Annotated in this window: 24 protein-coding genes; 15 read left to right on the top strand and 9 right to left on the bottom strand. The window is 65.5% G+C overall.

All coding sequences use genetic code 11. From position 1 onward, the window contains the following. Positions 1-3 precede the first annotated feature (3 nt). Genes AC5Y5W_RS15310 through AC5Y5W_RS15285 form a run of 6 tightly spaced genes read left to right on the top strand, consistent with a single transcriptional unit; the run spans position 4 to position 6,068 of the window. Complete coding sequence (locus AC5Y5W_RS15310) at positions 4-1,089, top strand: methyltransferase (protein WP_500010928.1); 1,086 nt, start codon at positions 4-6, stop codon at positions 1,087-1,089. Positions 1,090-1,135: 46 nt separating this feature from the next. Beyond that, positions 1,136-2,860, top strand: coding sequence for a thiamine pyrophosphate-binding protein (locus AC5Y5W_RS15305; RefSeq protein ID WP_500010926.1), 1,725 nt, complete (start codon positions 1,136-1,138; stop codon positions 2,858-2,860). Beyond that, on the top strand, positions 2,841-3,488 hold the full coding sequence (locus AC5Y5W_RS15300) for an SRPBCC family protein (protein WP_500010924.1): 648 nt from the start codon (positions 2,841-2,843) through the stop codon (positions 3,486-3,488). The genes AC5Y5W_RS15305 and AC5Y5W_RS15300 overlap by 20 nt, the downstream gene beginning before the upstream one ends. Positions 3,489-3,495: 7 nt before the next feature. Further along, positions 3,496-4,515, top strand: coding sequence for a 3-oxoacyl-ACP synthase III family protein (locus AC5Y5W_RS15295; protein ID WP_500010922.1), 1,020 nt, complete (start codon positions 3,496-3,498; stop codon positions 4,513-4,515). After that, positions 4,515-5,528, top strand: a complete 1,014-nt coding sequence (locus AC5Y5W_RS15290) for a pyridoxal phosphate-dependent aminotransferase (RefSeq protein ID WP_500010920.1) — start codon at positions 4,515-4,517, stop codon at positions 5,526-5,528. Before AC5Y5W_RS15295 ends, AC5Y5W_RS15290 begins: the two co-directional genes overlap by 1 nt. A gap of 39 nt (positions 5,529-5,567) precedes the next feature. Next, positions 5,568-6,068 (top strand): MarR family transcriptional regulator, encoded by a 501-nt coding sequence (locus AC5Y5W_RS15285; protein WP_500010918.1) that lies wholly within the window; start codon positions 5,568-5,570, stop codon positions 6,066-6,068. A 103-nt stretch (positions 6,069-6,171) separates the two neighbouring features. Here AC5Y5W_RS15285 and AC5Y5W_RS15280 read toward each other — a convergent pair whose 3' ends face one another. Then, positions 6,172-7,392, bottom strand: a complete 1,221-nt coding sequence (locus AC5Y5W_RS15280) for a GAF domain-containing sensor histidine kinase (protein ID WP_500022393.1) — start codon at positions 7,390-7,392, stop codon at positions 6,172-6,174. Beyond that, positions 7,389-8,042: a response regulator gene (locus AC5Y5W_RS15275; RefSeq protein WP_500010914.1), complete on the bottom strand. Its 654-nt coding sequence runs from the start codon at positions 8,040-8,042 to the stop codon at positions 7,389-7,391. Before AC5Y5W_RS15275 ends, AC5Y5W_RS15280 begins: the two co-directional genes overlap by 4 nt. A 117-nt stretch (positions 8,043-8,159) precedes the next feature. Here AC5Y5W_RS15275 and AC5Y5W_RS15270 point away from each other — a divergent pair, with 117 nt between their 5' ends. Continuing rightward, complete coding sequence (locus AC5Y5W_RS15270; protein WP_500010913.1) at positions 8,160-8,696, top strand: HAD family hydrolase; 537 nt, start codon at positions 8,160-8,162, stop codon at positions 8,694-8,696. Here AC5Y5W_RS15270 and mmsB read toward each other — a convergent pair. Genes mmsB through AC5Y5W_RS15255 form a run of 3 tightly spaced genes read right to left on the bottom strand, consistent with a single transcriptional unit; the run spans position 8,674 to position 12,256 of the window. Beyond that, on the bottom strand, positions 8,674-9,549 hold the full coding sequence (gene mmsB / locus AC5Y5W_RS15265) for a 3-hydroxyisobutyrate dehydrogenase (RefSeq protein ID WP_500010912.1): 876 nt from the start codon (positions 9,547-9,549) through the stop codon (positions 8,674-8,676). The two genes, AC5Y5W_RS15270 and mmsB, sit on opposite strands and share 23 nt — an antisense overlap. A gap of 12 nt (positions 9,550-9,561) precedes the next feature. Next, on the bottom strand, positions 9,562-10,728 hold the full coding sequence (locus tag AC5Y5W_RS15260; RefSeq protein ID WP_500010910.1) for an acyl-CoA dehydrogenase family protein: 1,167 nt from the start codon (positions 10,726-10,728) through the stop codon (positions 9,562-9,564). 7 nt (positions 10,729-10,735) lie between these two features. Next, positions 10,736-12,256, bottom strand: a complete 1,521-nt coding sequence (locus AC5Y5W_RS15255) for a CoA-acylating methylmalonate-semialdehyde dehydrogenase (protein ID WP_500010909.1) — start codon at positions 12,254-12,256, stop codon at positions 10,736-10,738. A gap of 163 nt (positions 12,257-12,419) precedes the next feature. Between AC5Y5W_RS15255 and AC5Y5W_RS15250 the strand changes: the two genes are divergently transcribed. Together AC5Y5W_RS15250 and AC5Y5W_RS15245 are read left to right on the top strand one after the other, a co-directional pair. Further along, positions 12,420-12,965: a class I SAM-dependent methyltransferase gene (locus AC5Y5W_RS15250; protein ID WP_500010990.1), complete on the top strand. Its 546-nt coding sequence runs from the start codon at positions 12,420-12,422 to the stop codon at positions 12,963-12,965. 4 nt (positions 12,966-12,969) lie between these two features. Continuing rightward, a complete protein-coding gene (locus tag AC5Y5W_RS15245) occupies positions 12,970-14,652 on the top strand; it encodes a sulfatase-like hydrolase/transferase (RefSeq protein WP_500010908.1) in 1,683 nt (560 codons plus the stop codon). A 12-nt stretch (positions 14,653-14,664) separates the two neighbouring features. Here AC5Y5W_RS15245 and rfbC read toward each other — a convergent pair whose 3' ends face one another. The 4 genes from rfbC to AC5Y5W_RS15225 are packed head-to-tail and all read right to left on the bottom strand — an operon-like array spanning position 14,665 to position 18,071. After that, positions 14,665-15,270, bottom strand: coding sequence for a dTDP-4-dehydrorhamnose 3,5-epimerase (gene rfbC / locus AC5Y5W_RS15240; protein WP_500010906.1), 606 nt, complete (start codon positions 15,268-15,270; stop codon positions 14,665-14,667). Position 15,271: 1 nt separating this feature from the next. Beyond that, positions 15,272-16,267 carry a dTDP-glucose 4,6-dehydratase gene (gene rfbB / locus AC5Y5W_RS15235; RefSeq protein WP_500010904.1) on the bottom strand — a complete coding sequence of 332 codons (996 nt, stop codon included), beginning with the start codon at positions 16,265-16,267 and terminating at the stop codon, positions 15,272-15,274. A gap of 56 nt (positions 16,268-16,323) precedes the next feature. Then, a complete protein-coding gene (locus AC5Y5W_RS15230) occupies positions 16,324-17,184 on the bottom strand; it encodes an LLM class F420-dependent oxidoreductase (RefSeq protein ID WP_500010902.1) in 861 nt (286 codons plus the stop codon). Between the two features lie 32 nt (positions 17,185-17,216). Then, positions 17,217-18,071 carry an LLM class F420-dependent oxidoreductase gene (locus tag AC5Y5W_RS15225; RefSeq protein ID WP_500010900.1) on the bottom strand — a complete coding sequence of 285 codons (855 nt, stop codon included), beginning with the start codon at positions 18,069-18,071 and terminating at the stop codon, positions 17,217-17,219. A 346-nt stretch (positions 18,072-18,417) separates the two neighbouring features. Between AC5Y5W_RS15225 and infA the strand changes: the two genes are divergently transcribed. The 6 genes from infA (at position 18,418) to AC5Y5W_RS15195 (ending at position 21,561) form a co-directional block, all read left to right on the top strand. Then, the gene (gene infA, locus AC5Y5W_RS15220; RefSeq protein WP_003418601.1) at positions 18,418-18,639 is read left to right on the top strand and encodes a translation initiation factor IF-1; all 222 of its coding nucleotides are present in this window, start codon (positions 18,418-18,420) and stop codon (positions 18,637-18,639) included. 49 nt (positions 18,640-18,688) lie between these two features. Then, entirely contained in the window at positions 18,689-18,802 is a 114-nt protein-coding gene (gene rpmJ / locus AC5Y5W_RS15215; RefSeq protein ID WP_003879483.1) for a 50S ribosomal protein L36, read from the top strand. Between the two features lie 174 nt (positions 18,803-18,976). Then, positions 18,977-19,351: a 30S ribosomal protein S13 gene (gene rpsM, locus AC5Y5W_RS15210; RefSeq protein ID WP_065013436.1), complete on the top strand. Its 375-nt coding sequence runs from the start codon at positions 18,977-18,979 to the stop codon at positions 19,349-19,351. Between the two features lie 6 nt (positions 19,352-19,357). Then, positions 19,358-19,774: a 30S ribosomal protein S11 gene (gene rpsK, locus AC5Y5W_RS15205; RefSeq protein ID WP_008260256.1), complete on the top strand. Its 417-nt coding sequence runs from the start codon at positions 19,358-19,360 to the stop codon at positions 19,772-19,774. A 15-nt stretch (positions 19,775-19,789) separates the two neighbouring features. After that, a complete protein-coding gene (gene rpsD / locus AC5Y5W_RS15200) occupies positions 19,790-20,395 on the top strand; it encodes a 30S ribosomal protein S4 (RefSeq protein ID WP_499888215.1) in 606 nt (201 codons plus the stop codon). A gap of 122 nt (positions 20,396-20,517) precedes the next feature. Continuing rightward, positions 20,518-21,561: a DNA-directed RNA polymerase subunit alpha gene (locus AC5Y5W_RS15195; RefSeq protein ID WP_500010898.1), complete on the top strand. Its 1,044-nt coding sequence runs from the start codon at positions 20,518-20,520 to the stop codon at positions 21,559-21,561. The last annotated feature ends 14 nt before the right edge of the window (positions 21,562-21,575 follow it).

Here is a 21,575-nt window from a genome sequence, read left to right as displayed (position 1 = left end):
GTGATGTCCGCGACGGCACCACCGGCCGAGTTGGCTCGCGCCGTCGAATGGCTGCGTCACCACCTGTATCGGGTCCATCAACGGCTGACACCTGCCCCGGCAGCGATGATGGAGATGATCATCGCGACCTGGGCATCGCAGGCGATCACGGTCGCGGCTCAACTCGGTGTCGCCGATGAGCTGGCCAACGGGCCGCTGCCGGTCGACGAATTGGCCGCCCGAGTGGGCGCGGACGCCGACGCGCTGCGTCGGCTGTTGCGGGCGTTGATCGGCCGGGGCATCTTCCGGCGCCGGCGTGACGGCCGCTATGAGCTGAACGCCCTTGCGGCGACGCTGTGTTCCGACGCGGCGGTGTCGATGGTGTGGGCGGCGCGGTTCTACGGCTCGGCCGAGCAGCGCGAACGCTGGACGCTGCTATTGGATTCGATCCGAACCGGCAACGCGGTTGTCCCGGCCCTGCACGGCATGGAGAGCTTCGACTACTTCGCCGAGCACCACGAGCACGCCGAACTCTTCAACCAGACCATGACGAGTGTTTCGCAGCTTACGGACGCGCCCGTCGTCGCCGCTTACGACTTCGGTGCCTTTCCCACGATCGTCGACGTGGGCGGCGGGCAGGGGACGCTGCTGGCCGCCATCCTGGCGGCGGCGCCGTCGTCGCAGGGTGTCCTTTACGACCTGCCCGGCGTCGTCACGAGCGCGCAGGACCTGTTGCGTGAGCGCGATGTCGCCGCGCGGGTGCAGATCGCGGCGGGGTCGTTTTTGGACAGCGTCCCGGGCGGAGCTGACGCCTACGTGCTCAAAAACATCATCCACGACTGGCCCGACGAGAAGGCGGTGCAGATCCTGCGCAATGTTCGCGCGGCGGCCGGGCATCGGGCCACGGTACTGCTGATCGAACTGGTGATCCCCGATCATGACCGTGACTTCCCAGGAAAGTGGGTGGACCTGGAGATGCTGTTGAATCTGGGTGCCCGCGAACGCACCGCGGCCGAGTACCGAGAACTACTCGGCCAGGCCGGATTGCGGACGATCCGGGTGGTGCGAACCGCTTCACCACTGTCCGTGGTGGAGGCCGTGCCAGCCTGAACCGCGAAGCGATGAACTCAATGCGCCCGCGAGTCGTCTATCAGATATGCCTAGCACGTACCGGGTGGTCGATTACCTTGTCGGGCAGCTCGCGGCCATCGGAGTCACCCACATCTTCGGCGTGGATGGCGCCAACATCGAAGATCTTTACGACGCCGCATATTTTCGGTCGGACATCACGGCGGTGCTGGCGAAGCATGAGTTCTCGGCGGCGACGATGGCAGACGGGTACAGCCGCGGCGGGGCCGGCTTGGGGGTGGTGGCGGCCACGTCGGGCGGTGGTGCGCTCAACCTCGTTCCCGGACTTGGAGAATCGCTGACCAGCCGGGTCCCGGTGCTGGCATTGGTGGGTCAGCCGGCCACGACGATGGACGGGCAGGGCAGCTTTCAGGACACCAGCGGCCGCAATGCCTCGCTGGATGCCGAGCGGTTGTTTTCGTCGGTGTCGCTGTTCTGCCGAAGGGTGCTGACACCCGGCGACATCGTTTCCGCGTTGCCGGCGGCACTGGCGGCAGCGCGCACGGGTGGGCCGGCGGTATTGTTGCTGCCCAAGGACATTCAGCAAGACACGATTGGCGTCAACGGCCACCGCTGTGATCTTGAACGGCCGCGTTCCATTGGCGATCCGCATCCGATCGTGCGGGCAGTGCACCAGGCGATCGGGCCGGTCACGATCATCGCCGGTGAGCAGGTGGCCCGCGACGACGCGCGAAGCGAACTGGCGGCGCTCCGGGCGGTGCTGCGCGCGCGGGTGGCGTGTGTACCCGATGCCAAGGATGTCGCCGGGACACCGGGTTTCGGGTCGTCGTCGGCGCTCGGAGTGACCGGCGTCATGGGACATCCCGGGGTCGCGGAGGCGATCGCCCGCAGCGCACTGTGCCTGGTAGTGGGTACCCGACTGCCGGTGACCGCGCGCGCCGGACTCGACGATGCGCTGTCCGGAGTGCGGACGGTGTCGATCGGGTCCGCGCCACCGTACTTTCCCTGCACCCACGTGCACACCGACGATCTGCGGTCATCGTTGCGACTGTTGACCAGCGCGTTGACCGGGCGTGCGCGACCGGTCGGTATCCGCGTACCTGATGCGGTGTCGCACACGGAACTTGGCCCCCCGTCGTTCGACGGGCCGGGAGTGCGCTACCGCGACGCAATGATCGCGCTCGATCGGGCGCTGCCCGACGGGGTGGACATCGTTGTCGATGCCGGCAACACCGGCGCGGCCGCCATCCACTATCTGCCGACGCGGCGCGAAGGCCGATTCATCGTCGCGCTTGGTATGGGCGGCATGGGCTACAGCTTCGGCGCTGGCATCGGCATGGCATTCGCTCGTGGCCGGCGGGTCGTGGTAGTCGCCGGGGACGGCGCCTTCTTCATGCACGGCACCGAGATACACACGGCGGTGCAATACCGGCTTCCGGTGACGTTCGTGTTATTCAACAACAACGCCCACGCCATGTGCGTGACCCGCGAGCAGTTGTTCTATGACGATCGATACAGCTACAACCGATTTGCACCAAGCAATCTCGGAGCCGGTCTGGCGGCGATGTTTCCCCGGCTAACATCCGTCGACGTCACCGACGCCGACGCGTTCTCATCGGCGATGGGCATGGCACTGGATGTCGACGGGCCGTCAGTGGTCAGCGTCGAGTGCGCAGCCGACGAAATCCCGCCGTTCGCGCCATTTCTGGCTCGGCCGACGACCAGTTTGTCGGCGGCTCAGCTGCATTCAACCACGAAGGAGAGCCGCACCCATGTCGCTGTCAGCGCTTGATGATATTGCCGAACCCATCGAGGGAGTGGTGCGCATCGAGACCGCGCCATTGGAGCAGACCGCCCCGATCTTCATGGCGAAGATGCGGTCGGTGTATCCCCACGACGAGGTCTTCGGTCAGTACTGCACGGTCAACGACTACGTCGACTGCCCTCCCGACGAGCTGTTCGCCTGGTTGGCCGACACCCGAAGTCTCGAGGAGTGGACCTATACCCTGCGCGGCTTCACCCCGACCGATGAGCCTGGGCTCTGGCTGGCCTACGACCGGTTACTGCCGGACACCAAGATCTACACCCGAACCGTGGCCAACGCCGATGCCCGTACCGTCGACTACCACTGCGCCTGGGACCAAGGCAGGCACCTGTGGATGATCTATCTGATGCGGGTTCTGGACGCGCAGCTGGTGCTCGACAAGCCGGGATCAGTTGTGCTGTGGACCAATTGCCGACATCCGTTCTACGACCACAACCCACATCCAGACGCTGTCCCGCCAGGCCGCACGGGCTGGGTGGGCGACTTCTGGGACTTGTTCGGCGCCGGGCATGGCCTGGAGCTGAACAACCTCAAGACGATCGCCGAATACCGTCACCGCAGTGGCCTCCCGGTCATTCCGGCCTGGATGAGATGAGCGCCTCATGAGTCCACCCGCTGTCAGCCTGGCCGATGTCTCCAGCTATCTGCCCGGCGCGCCGATCGGCGCGGATTACTACGCTGAATTCGCTGAATCCGACGCCCTGCGTGACAATCTCATGTTCCGCGCACCCAAGTTTCGCCACCACGTCGCCCCGGACGAGACCGCGATCGACATGGTCGAACGGGCCTGTGTGGGGCTGATAGAACGCCATGGCCGGGAGGCCGTCGAAGACGTCGACGTGCTGATCACCCATACTCAGCTGCCAGATATGCCGTTTTACGGCGCAGGCGGCGGCGTGGCGCACCGGTTGGGCATGCGACCGTCATGGGTGCTGGACTTGCACAACGGCGGGTGCGCGGCATTCGTGTTGGCACTGAAGGTGGCTCGTCAACTGTTGGCCACCGGGGCAGGACGGACGGCGCTCATCGCGATCGCGCAGAACGCGGCGGGTCAGGTGTTCGACCAGCCCGGGGTGCGTGGCAAGGCACAGGCGTCGGTTCCCGGCGACGGCGCCGCGGTCGGCCTGGTCACGGTATCGGACCAGTCGCCCATCCTCGATGCGGAGTGCTGCACCTACGGCGAATACGCCGGCGACATGACGTACACGATCGATCCGCCACGCAAGTACTGGCAGCCCGGATCCGGCGAAGGCTGCATCGGTTTCACCGACAGCAAGATCGCCAAGGTGCTCGCCCGCGGGAACCGCCAGGTTCCGGAACTGGCATTGGCCGTGTGCGACCGAATAGGTCTGGTATCCAAGGATATCGGCCTGCTCGTCACCAACCAACCCAATCGGGTGTTCCTGCGGAACTGGCGCGAAGCACTCGAGGTGCCCGAATCGCGACACCTCGATACCTTCGATGAGTGCGGCAACTTGTTCGGTGCCGCGATCCCGGTGAATTTTGATCGCGCGATCAGTAGCGGACAGATCGCGGCCGGCGACGTGGCGCTGATGGCGGCTTTCGCACACGCGGGTGACTTCGCCGGCGCCGCGGCCATCCGATGGGGTGGACGCAACTGATGGCGGCGGTGGCGGATCCGGTGTTCAGTGCGGCGCTGCCGAACCCAGTCGACCCACTTGCCTTGTCGTTGAACGAGAACCCGTTCCCGCCGTTGCCTTCGGTACGGTCGGCCTTGATCCGCTCGATCGACGCCGCCAACCGGTATCCGGAGTTTTTGCCGCAGCAGCTGCGGCGAGTGATCGCCGGACATATCGGTGTGGCGGAAGCCCAGGTGGCGCTCGGCGCCGGTGCGACGGGTGTGGTGATGCAGCTGCTCCAGACGATGACCGCGCCCGGCGATTCGATCGTCATGGCTGCACCGACGTTCGACGGGTATCCGATTTTCGCCCAGCTCGCCGGATTGCGCCCGGTGATCGTCCCGCTCGACAAGCACGGACACCACGACCTGGAGGCCTTCGCCGATGCCGCCGTGAACGCCCGCGTGGCCGTGCTATGCCGGCCGCACAACCCGACCGGCACCATCGAACCCGTCGCCGACGTGCTGCAGTTTCTGCGCCGGATACCGGCGGACACGATCGTCGTGCTCGACGAGGCTTATATCGAGTTCACGGCAGCCGAGCATCGAATCGACGCGGCGACGTTGATCGCACGTTTCCCGAATGTGGTTGTGGTGCGGACATTCTCCAAGGCGTACGGATTGGCGGGGTTGCGGATCGGTTATGGACTCGGATCGACCGAGCTCATCCAGACATTGTGGACAAGTCAGCTGCCGTTCGGCATGGCGATTACCAGCCTGACGGCAGTCGCCGCGTCCTATGATGCCGAAGGCCAACTGCTCCAGCGGATCCGGCTCATCACTGCCGAACGCCGGTATCTGCGGATGCGGCTATCCGCGGTGGGGATCTACAGCACCGACTCGCATGCGAACTTCTTGTACCTGCCGTCGAGGGATCGGCCGTGGCGCGAGGTGTTGGGCGGCGGCGGTCTGCAGATTCGTTGTTACGCCGATGGCGGCGCGCGCATCACCGTTGGTGCTCGAGAGTCCACCCTGGCGGTGTTGGCCGCGATGTGAAAGTCGGCGCGATCGCGCCGAAGTGCGGTAAGAAGGGGCGTGGCCGCTTCTGATAACCGTGACCCGATCGCGGCGGCGCGGACCAACTGGGAGCGCGCCGGATGGGGCGACGTGGCCCAGGGCATGGTCGCGGTGACCTCGGTGATGCGGGCCCACCAGATCCTGCTTGCCCGTGTCGAGACCGCCTTACGGCCCTATGACTTGAGCTTTTCCCGGTTCGAGCTGTTGCGCCTGTTGGCGTTCACCCGCACCGGCGCGCTGCCGATCACCAAGGCGTCCGACCGGCTGCAGGTCCACGTCACCAGCGTCACCCATGCGATCCGGCGGCTGGAAGCCAACGGGCTCGTGCAGCGGATACCGCATCCCACCGACGGGCGGACCACGCTGGTGCAGATCACCGACTTGGGCCGCTCGACGGTCGAAGACGCCACCGTGACACTCAACAAGCAGGTGTTTGTCGACATCGGGATGTCGGACGCCGACTCGCAGGCGTTGGTGTCGTCGATCGAGACGTTGCGGTACAACGCCGGCGACTTTTGATGCGGGGCTTTGGCGCTCAGCACCGTTGGCGCGAGCGTGCGCTATTCCGGGTTTTATTGCGGCGTGTCGGCCGGTGACACGCACGCTCGCGCAGGAAGGGGGCTCACGCGATAAGTGACGGCAGCGGAATTGTTGCGGTGACTGCTGTCCCGGTGCCGGGCCGCGACCGGATGTTCAGCTGCCCGCCGACCAGCTCGGCCCGCTCGGACATCGACAGCACCCCGTAGCCGCCCATCTCGTCGCCGCCCAGCGGATTCTCGAAGGTGTCGAAACCGACTCCGTCGTCGACGATTTCCAGCCGGGCGATGTCGTCGTCCACCGCGAAGCGCACCCGGGCCATCGTGGCGTTGGCGTGTTTGACGATGTTTTGCAAGCCTTCCTGGGCGATGCGATACAGCGCGAGCTCGATGTGCTCGGGCAGCCGGGTGTCGGAGAGGTCGAGCTCCAGATCCATGTGCGGCATCGACCGGGCCAGGCTGGCCAGGCCGCCGGCCAGGCCGAGATCGTCGAGAACGGGCGGACGCAGTCCGCTGATCGCCGCGCGCGCCTCTTGCAGGGTCAGCCTGACGAGTTCGCGGGCTTCGTCGAGTTGTTCGGAGGCTTCCGCCGGGTCGTCGCCGAGCGCCCGGGCCGCGGCGTCGAGCCGGTAGGACAGCGTGATCACCCGCTGCGAGATCCCGTCGTGGATGTCGCCGGCCAGTCGGCGGCGCTCGATTTCCTGTGCCTCGATCACCTGCTCGACGAACAGCTCGTGGGAGCGTTCGCGGGCCACCAACCGACGATGCAAGCGGGCCTGATGCATCGCGCCGGCGATGAGCCTGCCGATGACCCGCAACAGCTCGACGTCACCGTCGCTGAATTCGCGCCGCGCCACGGTGTGCACGTTGAGCACGCCGACCAGGCCGCCGGGATCGGTTTCCATCGGCACCGACACCATCGAGGTGAAGTCGCGACCCCGCAGCGACTGGATCGGCAGATACCGCGGGTCGGCTTCCTTGTCGTGGGTGATCACGACGGGTTCGCGGTGGCTGGCCACCCAGCCGGAAACCCCGGACCCCAACGGCAGCCGGATCTTTCCCACTTGGCCGTCGAACGGCGGTGTTGCGCCGGCCAGGGTCAGTGAGCGCTCGCTGTCGTCGAGGACGTGTACGAAGCACACGTCGGTGCTGGTGGCAGCGGTGATCATCCGCGCGGCCGCCGCGGCCAGGGGTTCCACGCCCGGGCCGCTGGAGGCCGCCTGGATGAGTTCGCGCAGCAGCGCGAGTTCACGGTCGGCGTCGACGAGGTCGCGCACCGCGTTGGACGGCCGGATGCCCTCGGTCACTGGTAGATACCCTCGCGCAGGGCGGTGGCCACGGCGCCAGTCCGGTCGGTGACACCGAGCTTGCGGTAGATCGAACGCAGATGACTCTTCACGGTTTCCTCGCCGATGACGAGCTTGTTGGCGATCCCCCGGTTGGACAGCCCGCTGACCATGTACGCCAGGATCTCGCTCTCCCGCTGGGTGAGGCCCTGGCGGGCACCCGGCCAGAACTCGTCCCGCTGCAGCCGTGCGGCGGTGTCGGCCGCCCGGGCTGCTAGGCCTGGGTCGATCACCGTCTCGCCCCGGTGGGCCAACTCGAGCTGGTGCACCAGGTCGTCACTGCTGATGCTCTTAAGCAAGTAGCCGCTGGCACCCACCCGCAGCGCCTCGAACAGATACTGCTCGTCGTCGTAGACCGAGAGCATCACCACCCTGCGGTCCGGGTCGCGTTCCCGCAGCGCCAGGCAGAGGTCCAGCCCGCTTTCGCCGCGCATCCGCACGTCACACAGCACGATGTCGGGATCGGTGTCGGCGATCACGGCCAGCGCCTGCTCGGCGTTGATCGCCTGCCCGACCACTTCGATCCGGTCGAAGAACGCGGTGAGCATGGCCCGCAGCCCTTCGATCACCATCTCGTGGTCGTCGACGAGGACCAGGCGCACGGGGGGCATAGCAAGACAATAAGGCCGCCCGTGGCGATTACCCCGCCCAGATCCCCCTGTATCCCCCCGCCCAGATCCCCCCGATGGGGGAGGACACCCGGGCCGATTTCCGACAAGGTGCTTGTCATGCCGATCACAACTGAGCTCGCTCGATGGACCAGTCCCGGCCGTCCGTTCTGGTGGGACCACGTGGTGCAACGCGATGCCGAGGTGTACCCCCTGCAAGCGGTGATCTTCGATACCGATGCTCTGGCCGACTCCGACGGTGAGCCGCGTTCCGGACTGGTCGACCTGGTGCTGAGCCTGTTCGTCACTGGCATCTGGGTCGCGGTGGTCGGCGCAGGGTCACGCGACTGGGTGGAGAACCGGGTGCGGGAACTGATCGGGGACGGCATGACCGAGACGGTGATCAGCGCCGATGACTTAACCGGTCCCGCCGGTGACGCCGAGCTCTACCGGCTGGCGCAGTGGGAGCTGGGCATTGTGGCCGGCGAGGCGCTGGTGATAGCCGGGTCCGAGGCCGGCGCGCGGACGGCCGCGGCGATCGGTTTGCCGGCGATCTTCACCGGTGAGGCTGGCTACGACGGGCTGCTGGCCAGCGGGTGCCGGGAGGTGCAGGCGCAGCGGGTGGTGGCCCGGTTCAGCTGCCGCGAAGCTGGTTGATCACCGCGCTGAAGTCCTCAGCGCCGTGTCTGGCGGCGAAGTCGCGATAAATTTCCGCCGCGTGACTGCCCAACGGGGCGGCTGAACCGGTCGAGGCCACCGCATCCATCGCCAGGCCCAGATCCTTGTTCATCAACGCGGTCGCGAAGCCCGGCTTGAAGTCATGGTTGGCCGGTGAGGTCGGCACCGGGCCGGGCACCGGACAGTTGGTGTGCACAGCCCAGCAGTTGCCGGTCGCGCCGGTGATCACGTCGAACAGCGACTGCGCCGACAGCCCGAGTTTCTCGGCCAATACGAACGCCTCGCCGATCGCAATCTGCTCCACGGCCAACACCATGTTGTTGCAGACTTTGGCGGCTTGACCCGCGCCGGCTGCGCCGCAGTGAATGATCTTGCGCGCCATGGGTTCCAAAATAGGATGCGCCTGTTGCAGGGCGTCCTCGTCGCCACCGACCATGAAGGCCAGCGTGCCGGCGACGGCACCCGCCTCGCCGCCGGAGACCGGCGCATCGAGCTGGGTGACGCCGCGCGAGTCGGCCAACGCGTGCACCTCGCGCGCGTCGTCGACGGAGATCGTGGAGCTGTCGATGAACAGCGCGCCCGGTTTAGCGGCGGGCAGGATGTCGGCGTAGCAACGTTTGACCGCATCGCCATGGGGCAGCATGGTGATGACGGCGTCAGCATCGGCCACCGCGGCTGCGGCACTGTCGAATACCGCGACGCCCTTGCCGGCGGCGGTCGTGCACGCAGCGGTCACCGGGTCGTAGCCCCGCACGGTATGGCCGGCGGCAACGAGATTCGCCGACATCGGTCCGCCCATGTGGCCCAGACCCAGAAACGCGATCGTCGACAACTTCCCGCCTTTCTACGCGCCGGCGCGGACCCGTGCGGCTTCTGCCCGGCCGATGACCACCCGCATGATCTCGTTGGTGCCCTCCAGGATGCGGTGCACCCGCAGATCGCGGACGATCTTTTCCAGACCATACTCGCGCAGATAGCCGTAGCCGCCGTGCAACTGCAGCGCCTTGTCCGCCACGTCGAAGCACGCGTCGGTGACATACCGCTTGGCCATCGCGCACAACTCGACTTTGTCCTCGGCGTCGTCGTCCAGCGCAGTAGCCGCACGCCACAACAGCATTCGCGAGGTCTCCAGCGCGGTCGCCATATCAGCCAAGGTAAACCGGATGGTCGGCTCGTCGAGCAGGACATTGCCGAACGCCTCGCGATGCGCAAGGTATGCGGCCGCCTTGTCGAATGCGGCCTGCGCCCCGCCGAGTGAACAGGCGGCGATGTTGATCCGGCCGCCGTTGAGCCCTTTCATCGCGATGCCGAAACCGGCGCCTTCGCCCTCGGCGCCGCCCAGCATGGCGTCGGCGGGCACCCGCACGTCTTCCAGGACCACCTGTGCAGTCGGCTGCGCGTTCCAGCCCATCTTTTCCTCATGGGCACCGAAACTCAGCCCGGCACTGCCCTTCTCGACGATAAAAGCCGAGATGCCGCGGGGGCCCTCGCCGCCCGTGCGTGCCATCACCACGTACACGTCGGAGGCGCCCGCCCCCGAGATGAACTGCTTGACACCGTCAAGCACGTAATCGCCGCCCTGCTTGACAGCACGGGTGCGCAAGGCGCTGGCGTCCGAGCCGGCATTGGGTTCGGTCAGGCAGTAGCTGGCAACGACGTCCATCACAGCCAGCCGCGGCACCCAGGCCTTGCGCTGTTCGGCGGTGCCGAAGGTGTCGATCATCCAGGCGCACATGTTGTGAATGGACAGGAAGGCAGCCGTCGTCGGGTCGGCGATGGCCAGCTGCTCAAAGATCCGCACCCCGTCGAGCCGTCGCAGCGCGCTGCCGCCCACGTCGTCGCGGCAATAGATCGCCGCCATGCCGAGCTGCGCCGCCTCACGCAGCTCGTCGACCGGGAAGTGCTGGCTCGCATCCCATTCCAGGGCGTACGGCGCCAGCCGCTTGCCGGCGAACGCGGCTGCTGTTTCGGTGATCACTCGCTCGTCGTCGTTGAGTTCGAAGAATGGCATTCTGCAGCTACTTCATTGTGGGGATGACGAATTCGGCACCGTCCTTGATGCCCGACGGCCAGCGTGAGGTGACGGTCTTGACCTTGGTGTAGAACTGGATCGATGCCGGTCCGTGCTGGTTGAGGTCGCCGAAGCCGGAGCGTTTCCAACCGCCGAAGCTGTGATAGGCCACCGGAACCGGGATCGGCACGTTGACGCCGACCATGCCGACCTGCACCCGGGAGGTGAAGTCGCGGGCGGTGTCGCCGTCGCGGGTGAAAATCGCCACCCCGTTGCCGTATTCGTGTTCGGTGGGCAGCCGCAAAGCCTCTTCGTAGTCGTGGGCGCGCACGATGCACAACACCGGCCCGAAGATCTCGTCGGTGTAGATCGACATGTCCGCGGTGACATGATCGAACAGGGTGGGGCCGATGAAAAACCCGCCCTCGAGGTTGGCGTCACCGAATGCCAGGTCATCGCTGGCGCGCTCGCGCCCGTCGACGACGAGGTCGGCGCCGGCGGCCACGCCCTGGCCGATGTAGTCGCGCACCCGGTTGAGAGCGGCGCCGGTGACCAGCGGGCCGTAGTCGGCTTTGGGGTCCAGACTGTGCCCGACACGCAGGTTGTTGATGCGCTCAACGAGCCTGCCGCGCAATCGGTCGGCGGTCTGTTCGCCGACCGGCACCGCGACGCTGATGGCCATGCACCGCTCACCGGCGCTGCCGTACCCGGCGCCGATCAGCGCGTCGACCGCCTGATCCAAGTCGGCGTCGGGCATCACGATCATGTGGTTTTTGGCCCCACCGAAGCATTGCGCACGCTTGCCGGTACCCGTCGCCGTGGCATAGATGTACTGGGCGATGTCCGAGCTGCCGACAAACCCAACCGCGGTGATATCGGGGTGGGTCAAGATCGCGTCGACGGCTTCCTTGTCGCCGTGGACCACCTGGAACACCCCGGGCGGCAGGCCGGCCTCCACGAACAACTCGGCCAGGCGTACCGGCACCGAGGGATCGCGCTCAGAAGGCTTGAGAATAAAGGCATTCCCGCACGCCAACGCCGGTCCCGCTTTCCACAGCGGGATCATCGCCGGGAAGTTGAACGGGGTGATGCCGGCCACCACGCCCAACGGCTGGCGCAATGAGTACACGTCGATGCCGGGGCCGGCGCCCTCGCTGTATTCACCCTTGAGCAGATGTGGGATGCCGATGGAAAACTCGATCACCTCGATACCGCGCTGAATGTCGCCGCGGGAATCGGCCAGCGTCTTGCCGTGCTCCAACGACAGCAGCTCGGCCAGTTCGTCGACATTCTGGTTCACCAACTCGATGAAGCGCATCATCACCCGGGCGCGCCGTTGCGGGTTCCAGGCCGCCCAGCCGCGTTGCGCCTGGGCGGCCGATGCCACCGCCGCATCGACGTCGGCTTTGCTCCCCATCGGCACCAGCGATTGCACTTGGCCGGTGTTGGGGTCGAATACCTCCGCGGTGCGACCGGACTGCCCGGCGCAGCGTTGGCCATCGATGAAATGCGAAATCTGAGCGGTCATGGCAGCCCTCGGCTAAAGGAGAAGAACGAGTGGATACTAGGACATCCTAGTAATGACCCGGGGTGCGTGGCAAGCCGGCGGAGGCCGACCTCAGTAGATTCGGCTCCGTGACCTCTGATGCCGCCGGCCGAGTCATCGAGGTGTACGAGCGTCATGCAGGCGCCTGGTCGCGGATCGTGGCGAGTGCGTACCCGAGGCACGGTGGCTGGATCGTTTCCTGGCGCTGCTGCCACCTGATGCCGCTGTGCTTGATGTCGGATGCGGATCCGGCGTGCCGGCTCGATACCTGATCGAGCAGGGCTGCCGGGTGACGGGGGTGGACTCCGCTACCACCATGATCGCGATGTGCCGGAATCGCTTCCCGGAGCAGAATTGGCATGTCGCTGACATGCGGATGTTGGCTCTGGAGTGCACGTTCAACGGAATACTTGCCTGGGACAGCTTCTTTCACCTGCCACCAGTTGATCAGCGACGGATGTTTTCGGTCTTCAAGCAGCACGCAGCGCCTGGCGCCGCGCTGATGTTCACCAGCGGTCCAGCCCACGGCGAGCGGATTGGCAGCTATGCGGGCGAGTCGCTGTATCACGCAAGTCTCGACAGCGCCGAATATCGCGCCCTACTCGAGATGCATGGGTTCCGGGTAGCCGCTCACACAGTCGACGACCCGACGTGCGGATTCCATACCATCTGGCTTGCACTGCTTGAATAGGAGCATGGCTGCGATCACTCGGCGGACGGTACTGGCAGGTGCTGGGACGGCAGCGGGCGCTGCCGCGTTGGGATTCGGCGGATACGAGCTGTTGCGCAAGCCAGGACCGAGCGAATCGTCGATGGCCGGTGGCAACAAACCCAACATCCTGGTAATCGTCGTCGACCAAATGCGCACGCCACAGTGGTTTCCGCAGCGCGAGCAACTCAACGCCATGCTGCCCAATATCGGTCGATTGCAGAGCAGCAGCGTTTCTTTCGAGTCGCACTACACCGCGTCGAACATGTGCACCCCTTCGCGCGGAGTGATGACCACCGGCCTGTACTCGCATCAAACCGGATGCTTGTTCACCGGCGAGGGGCCCAGCGAGTCGACGCTTGCCCCCCGGTTTCCGACCTGGGGCACCATGCTGCGTCAGCAGGGCTATGCGACGTGGTGGTGGGGCAAGTGGCATCTGGGACATACGGGTGATTCGACGCCGGAAGGGCTCGAGGAGCACGGCTTTTCCGGCGGAACCTTCCCCTCGCCGAACGGTTCGCCCAACCAGGGATTGCAGAAAGACCCAGGCATCGTCGACCAGTTCTGTCAATGGTTCGACGACAACGCCGCCACCGGCCCGTGGTGTACGACGGTCTCGCTGGTCAACCCGCATGACATCTGCTGGTGGCCGAAAAACCCATTGCCCGAGGATGTCCCGCACTGGTTCGACGCCGCACCGGTGAACTTCGAAACACCCGAGGACTTGCGTCGCCGGGGCAAGCCACAGCTGCAGATCGACTATCTCAACTTCATGTCTCCGCTGCTGACGGGGATGCTGTCGTATTCGGGACCGGATGCCCCACGCCAATGGGCGCGCTGCCTGGACATGTACCTGTGGCTGCAACAGCAGGTGGATGCTCAGATCGGGCGCGTGCTGGACAAACTGGCGTCACGCCGCGAAATCGACCGCAACACTGTGGTCGTCTTCACGTCCGACCACGGCGAATACGGCGGCTCGCACGGCTTGCGCGGCAAGGGCGCAGCGGCGTACGACGAGTCGATCCGGGTACCGCTCTACATTCGTGACCCGCAGGGGCGCCTCACACCCAGTCCCGGCGACACCCGAACGCAGCTCACTTCCAGCGTCGACTTGGCCGCGCTGCTACTGACCATCGGGTATGGCGGCGACGGATGGCGCGCCGAACCCCGCTACTCGTATCTGGCGGGGCGTGCGGATCTGGCCGCCATCGCCAGAAACGCAACCGCGAAGGGGCGGCCATGGATCGCGCACGTCACCGACGATATGTCGGTCGAGGAGATGACGACCTTGTTGAAGTCGCCGGACATCCGTGCGGTATTCGGGACGGGCGAGTTGCCGACCGACATTCCCACGTCCGCGCCGAATCACATTGTGGCCGTGCGAACCCAGGACGCCAAGCTGAGCATGTACTCGTACTGGAAGCCCGGTGGCATGGACATCGACACGTCTCGAAAGATCGAGCGGGAACTCTACGACTACTCAACGCCGTTGGGCCGTCAGGAAATTGACAACCAGGCCGGCCGCAACGGCAAGCAGTCCGCGTTGCAGGCTCTCATCGACCACGAGGTGCTGCCCGAAGTGCGGGCTCCGCTGCCGGCCTTCCTCAACGACGCGCAGGAACAGGGTCTTGCCGATATGCGTGAGCTGGTCTCCCGTCGCGGAGGCTGAGGCAGACAGGTCCTACGAATTGGCCCGCAACGTGTCGATGAAGGCGCGGGTCGCCTCCCAGGTAGGTAGCAGTCCGGCGCCGCGGACTTCCTCGAGAGTGGGAGCCGCGGCGTCACGCTCCGACAGCACCAGTTCGCTGCCGCCGGGCCAGTCGATTCCCAGCGCTGGATCGGTGGGGCAGATGGTGTGTTCGCGTTGCGGGCTGTACTCCGACGAGCACAGGTACATCACTGTCGAGTTGTCCTGCAACGCAAGGAATCCATGCGCAAGTCCCTCCGAGATGTAGATCGTTCTGCGATCCTGGTCATCGAGTAGCACCGAATCCCACCGACCGAAAGTCGGTGAGCCCAGCCGGATGTCGACGACGACGTCGAACACCGACCCGGACACGCACGTCACATACTTGGCCTGGCTCGGGGGCAACTGGGCGAAATGCAAGCCCCGCAACACCCCTGCTGACGAGACGGAACAGTTGGCCTGCTGCAGGTTGAAGTGGTGGCCGGTGAACGAAGTGAAATCCCGGTCGGTAAGCCACTCGAAGAAGAATCCCCGGGAGTCAGAGTGTAGTTGCGGAGTGATCTCCCAGGCACCTGGGATGTCGAGTTCACGAATCTTCATGTCATTGACCGCGCTGGTCGTAGCGGGCCTCGACGGCGTCCTTCAACGGCCCCCACCAGGACTCGTTGGCGCGATACCAGTCGATGGTGGCGCGCAGACCGTCTTCGAAGTCAGTATGCTTTGGCGCCCAGCACAATTCGCCATGCAACTGAGAGGGGTCGATGGCGTAGCGCAGATCGTGGCCGACGCGGTCTGTCACGTGATCGAAATCGTCGGGGTCGTGGCCCATCATCTGCAATATTGTCCGCAGCACCGACAGGTTGTCGCGTTCGCCCTCCGCACCGATCAGATACGTCCGTCCCGGTTGGCCGGCTTGAAGGATCCGCCGGACCGCGGCGTTGTGGTCGTCGACGTGGATCCAGTCCCGCACGTTGGCTCCGCGGCCGTACAGCTTGGGGCGTCGTCCGGTCAGCAGGTTGGTGATCTGGCGGGGAATGAATTTCTCCACGTGTTGATACGGTCCGTAATTGTTCGAGCAGTTCGAGATCGTCGCGCGCACACCGTAAGAGCGCACCCAGGCCCGCACCAACATGTCAGCGGCAGCCTTGGTCGACGAGTAGGGGCTCGACGGGTTGTAGGGGGTGGATTCGGTGAACCGTCGTGGGTCGTCGAGTGCGAGGTCGCCGTAGACCTCGTCAGTCGAGATGTGGTGCAGGCGCACATCATGGCGGCGAACCGCTTCCAGAATGGTGTACGTGCCGATCACGTTGGTGTGCAAAAACGGCTCTGGATCGGCCAGCGCGTTGTCCACATGGGTTTCGGCGGCGAAGTGCACGACCGCATCGGACTCGGCCACCAGCTGGGAAACCAGCTCGGTGTCGGTGATGTCGCCTTCCACCAGCTGGATGTCGTTGTCGACGGGGGCCAGCGATTCTCGGCTGCCGGCGTAGGTGAGCGCGTCGAGCACGGTGACCACGTCCTCGGGGTTTTCCCGGACCGCGGCATGCACGAAATTGGCGCCGATGAAGCCGGCGCCACCGGTCACCAGTAGCCGCATGCCGCAACCCTAACCGAGCAACGATCGCCTGGTGCGGAGCCGGTGCGGCCCGCTGCTTAGCCGCGGGAAGTCAAGCCAAGCGCTGCGGCGAGTTCGGTCAGCGCTTCGAGCACCTTCTCGGGCCGCGTCAGCACCTGGATCGCCACGTGGTCGGCACCGGCCTGCAGATGCTCGTCGAGCCGAGCGGCGATGGCGTCGGGGGAGCCGTGGGCGACCAACGCGTCGATCAGTTTGTCGCTGCCGGGCTCGCGGACATCTTTCTCGGTGAATCCCAGCCGGTGCCAGTTGTTCACGTAGTTGCTCAGCCCGAGGTAAAAGCCGACGCTCTTGCGGCCGACCCGGCGAGCCTCCTCCGCGTCACCGGTCCACACCACCTTGTGTTCGGGCGCCAAAAACACCGTGTTGCCCACCAGCTCGCGGGCCTGTGCCGTGTGCTCCGGCGTGGTCAGATACGGGTGAGCGCCGGCGCTTCGCTGCGCCGCCAGCGCGAGCACCTTCGGACCCAGCGCCGCGATCACTCGCCGACTGGTCGGCACCGTTGCGGCGTCGAGTTCGTCGAGATAGCTCACCAGCGCCTCGTAGGGCTTGCGGTACTGCTCGGTGTGTTCCGGGTGCCCGACCCCAACGCCGAGCAAAAACCTTCCTGGGTAAGCCTTTTCGATGCGCTGGTAGGACTCGGCGACGGCTGCGGCCGGCGCCGACCAGATATTGACGATCCCGGTGGCCAGTTGCAGCGAGGTGGTCTGCGCGAGTGCGGGCTCCACCCACGACAAGTCGGCATCGGGTGAACCACCGATCCACGCTGCGCCATAGCCCAGCGATTCAATCTCGCTGGCCAGGTCGGGGGAGATGCTGCGGGTGCCCAACCACACGCCGTAGCGGCCCAGGTCGGGTTTGAGGGAAACGGCCTCGCTCATCTGCGTCCTTAATCGTGTGTCTGTCGCCGCGCTCAGGTGGAGTTCAGTCTTAGTGCGTCGGCCAGTTCCGCCAGCGCCGTCACCAGCTTGTCAGGTCGAGTCAGCACTTGGATAGCGACGTGGTCAGCGCCCGCGGCGACGTGCTCGTTGATTCGCGCCGCGATCGTCTCGGCAGCGCCGTAGGCGACCAGGGCATCGACCAGGCGGTCACTGCCCGGGCGGGTGATGTCGTCGTCGGTGAACCCGATCCGCTTCCAATTGTTCAAGTAGTTGGCCAGGTTGAGGTAGATGTCGAGGGCCTTGCGGCCGACAGCCCGTGCGCTATCGGCATCCGTGGTCAACACCACTTTGTGCTCGGGTGCCAACAGCGCCGACGGGCCGAGCAGCTCGCGGGCCTGTGCGGTGTGTTCGGGGGTGGTCAGGTACGGATGCGCGCCGGCGCTGCGTTCTGCCGAGAGTTTCAACACCCGCGGGCCCAGCGCGGCCACCACCCGACGCTCGGCCGGCACGCCGTAGTCGTCGAGGCGGTCCAGGTATTCCACCAGCGCGTCGTAGGGCTTGCGGTATTCGCTGATGGCTTCGGGGTGGCCGACGCCGATGCCGAGCAGAAAGCGGCCCGGGTAGGCCTTGTCGATGCGGTGAAACGACTCGGCCACCGGCTTGGCCGGCGCCGACCAGATATTGACGATGCCGGTGGCCACCTGCAGCGTGGTCGTCTGCTCGAGGATGGGCTCCACCCATTCCAGCTCGGCCGGCGGTGAGCCACCCACCCAGACAGTGCCGTAGCCCAGCGCCTCGATCTCCCTGGCTTGCTGTGGGGTGACGCCGCGGCCGAAGGATCCGAAACGACCGAGGTTGGGCTTGGTTGCTGCTGCTGCGTCCGTCATGGTGGCTCCAACCTGCGGTCCGGTGTCGCTATTCCGGCTGACCATGCGGCCCCGGCCGGCACCGTCGGCCCCAGCGGTATGGACGCCCGGCGACAGAACGCCCCGGTCAGGCGTCCGGCACGGCCCCGCGGGGACGGCAGGATTTTCTCTCGCGGCGATTTTGGCCAGGCCGAATGAGCGAGTATCGTGGAGCAACGGTGCGTCATCCGCGCCGGCTTTTTTGCGTGCCCAGTCCTAGGAATCTCGGAATTTTCCTAACACCGGCTCACGTTTCAAGTCGAGCGAATGCTGCGCTGATTCGGGCGCACACCCGGACGAAACCAATGACAAGGATTTCTGGAAGGTTATGGCCAAGAAGGACGGTGCCATCGAGGTCGAGGGCCGCGTGGTCGAGCCCCTGCCGAATGCGATGTTTCGCATTGAGCTGGAAAACGGCCACAAGGTGCTCGCCCACATCAGCGGCAAGATGCGGCAGCACTACATCCGCATCCTGCCCGAGGACCGGGTGGTAGTGGAGCTGTCTCCCTACGACCTGTCTCGGGGCCGCATCGTGTACCGATACAAGTAACAAAGCCCGACCCCTACCAGCGAGAAGACAGAACAGGATCGAAACAGCCGTGAAGGTGAACCCGAGCGTCAAGCCGATCTGCGACAAGTGCAGGGTGATCCGCCGGCACGGGCGGGTCATGGTGATCTGCTCCGATCCGCGCCACAAGCAGCGCCAGGGCTAGAGCGGCGATCGCAAGCGCGGCACAGCCGGGCGCTTCACAACTGAATGCAGACCTCCCAGCACCAGTGAGCGGATAGGCCGCTCATCCACGCCCGGAACGGAGGCCGGGCCCCGGAGCAGTCAGCCGGGAACGGACTGGGATCAGACCTCCGCGAAGAAAAGAGGAACGCCACTTATGGCACGTCTAGTGGGCGTCGACCTGCCGCGCGATAAGCGCATGGAGGTCGCGCTGACCTACATCTACGGCATCGGCCGCACCCGGTCGAATGAGATCCTGGCCGCCACCGGCATCGACAAGGATCTGCGCAGCAAGGATCTGACTGACGATCAGTTGGCCCACCTGCGCGACTACATCGAAGGCAATCTGCGGGTCGAGGGAGACCTGCGCCGCGAGGTGCAGGCCGACATTCGTCGCAAGATTGAGATCGGCTGCTACCAGGGCCTGCGACACCGCCGCGGCCTGCCGGTGCGTGGCCAGCGGACCAAGACCAACGCGCGCACCCGCAAGGGCCCCAAGCGCACCATCGCAGGCAAGAAGAAGGCCAGGTAATCAGCCATGCCACCAGCCAAGAAGGCAGCGTCCGCCCCCAAGAAGGGGCAGAAGACCCGTCGCCGGGAGAAGAAGAACGTCCCGCACGGCGCCGCCCACATCAAGAGCACCTTCAACAACACGATCGTGACGATCACCGATCCGCAGGGCAACGTGATCGCCTGGGCGTCCTCGGGTCACGTCGGCTTCAAGGGGTCGCGTAAGTCGACGCCGTTCGCTGCGCAGCTGGCCGCCGAGAACGCCGCGCGCAAAGCCCAGGAGCACGGCGTGAAGAAGGTCGACGTGTTCGTGAAGGGGCCCGGTTCGGGTCGCGAAACCGCCATCCGGTCGTTGCAGGCGGCGGGTCTGGAGGTCGGTGCGATCTCCGACGTCACCCCGCAGCCGCACAACGGTGTCCGTCCGCCCAAGCGGCGCCGGGTCTAGGAGGAGAAACAACCCATGGCTCGTTACACCGGACCCGCCACCCGTAAGTCGCGCCGGTTAGGCGTCGACCTGGTCGGTGGTGACCAGGCATTCGAAAAGCGTCCCTACCCGCCCGGCCAGCACGGTCGCGCGCGGATCAAGGAAAGCGAATACCGGCTGCAGCTGCAGGAGAAGCAGAAGGCCCGCTTCACCTACGGCGTGATGGAAAAGCAGTTCCGCCGCTACTACGCCGAGGCGGTTCGCCGCGGCGGCAAGACCGGCGAGGAACTGCTGCGCATCCTGGAAAGCCGGCTCGACAACGTGATCTACCGCGCCGGGCTGGCGCGGACCCGTCGGATGGCCCGCCAGCTGGTCAGCCACGGCCACTTCACCGTCAACGGCGTCAAGGTGAACATCCCCAGCTACCAGGTGTCGCAGTACGACATCATCGACGTCAAGGACAAGTCGCTGAACACGTTGCCGTTCCAGATCGCGCGGGAAACCGCCGGCGACCGTCCGATCCCCAGCTGGCTGCAGGTGGTCGGGGAACGTCAAAAGATCCTGATCCACCAACTGCCGGAGCGGGCGCAGATCGACGTCCCGCTCACCGAGCAGCTGATCGTCGAGTTCTACTCGAAGTAGTACCTGCACCACCCGGTGCAGGTCTGCGGCGATCGCAAGCGCGGCGAAGCCGGGCGAAGCGGGTCGCCGCGATGTAACAAAGCGGCATCAAATAGCGGGTGCCGAGAAGGAGAAGAAAACAGATGCTGATCTCACAGCGTCCCACCCTGTCCGAAGAGACCGTCAGCGACAACCGTTCGCAGTTCGTCATCGAGCCGCTGGAGCCGGGTTTCGGCTACACGCTGGGCAACTCGCTGCGCCGCACGCTGCTGTCGTCGATCCCCGGCGCGGCGGTCACCAGCATCCGCATCGACGGTGTGCTGCACGAGTTCACCACCGTGCCCGGTGTCAAGGAAGACGTCACCGACATCATCTTGAATCTCAAGAGTCTGGTGGTGTCTTCGGAGGAAGACGAGCCGGTGACGATGTATCTGCGCAAGCAGGGTCCGGGTGAGGTCACGGCGGGGGACATCGTGCCGCCCGCCGGTGTCACTGTGCACAACCCGGATATGCAGATCGCGACGCTCAACGACAAGGGCAAACTCGAGGTGGAGCTCGTCGTCGAGCGTGGCCGCGGCTACGTGCCGGCGGTGCAGAACAAGGCGTCCGGTGCTGAAATCGGCCGTATTCCAGTCGATTCCATCTACTCGCCGGTGCTCAAGGTCACCTACAAGGTGGATGCCACCCGTGTCGAGCAGCGCACCGACTTCGACAAGCTGATCCTGGACGTGGAGACCAAGAACTCGATCACCCCGCGCGACGCGTTGGCGTCGGCCGGTAAGACCCTGGTGGAGTTGTTCGGCCTGGCACGTGAACTCAACGTTGAGGCCGAAGGCATCGAGATCGGGCCGTCGCCGGCCGAAGCCGATCACATCGCCTCGTTCGCCCTGCCGATCGACGACCTGGATCTGACCGTGCGGTCCTACAACTGCCTCAAGCGCGAAGGTGTGCACACCGTCGGCGAGCTGGTGTCGCGCACCGAGTCGGATCTGCTCGACATCCGCAACTTCGGTCAAAAGTCCATCGACGAGGTCAAGGTCAAGCTGCACCAGCTGGGCCTGTCGCTCAAGGACAGTCCGGCCAGCTTCGACCCGTCGGAGGTCGCTGGCTACGACGTCGCCACCGGAACCTGGTCCAGCGACGCCAACTACGACGACCAGGACTACGCCGAAACCGAACAGCTCTGATAGCCGGACTCAAG

The organism is Mycobacterium sp. NGS51, from assembly GCF_059812525.1.
Note: the sequence above shows the minus strand (reverse complement) of the source record. Positions and strands in the feature narration are given on the sequence as shown.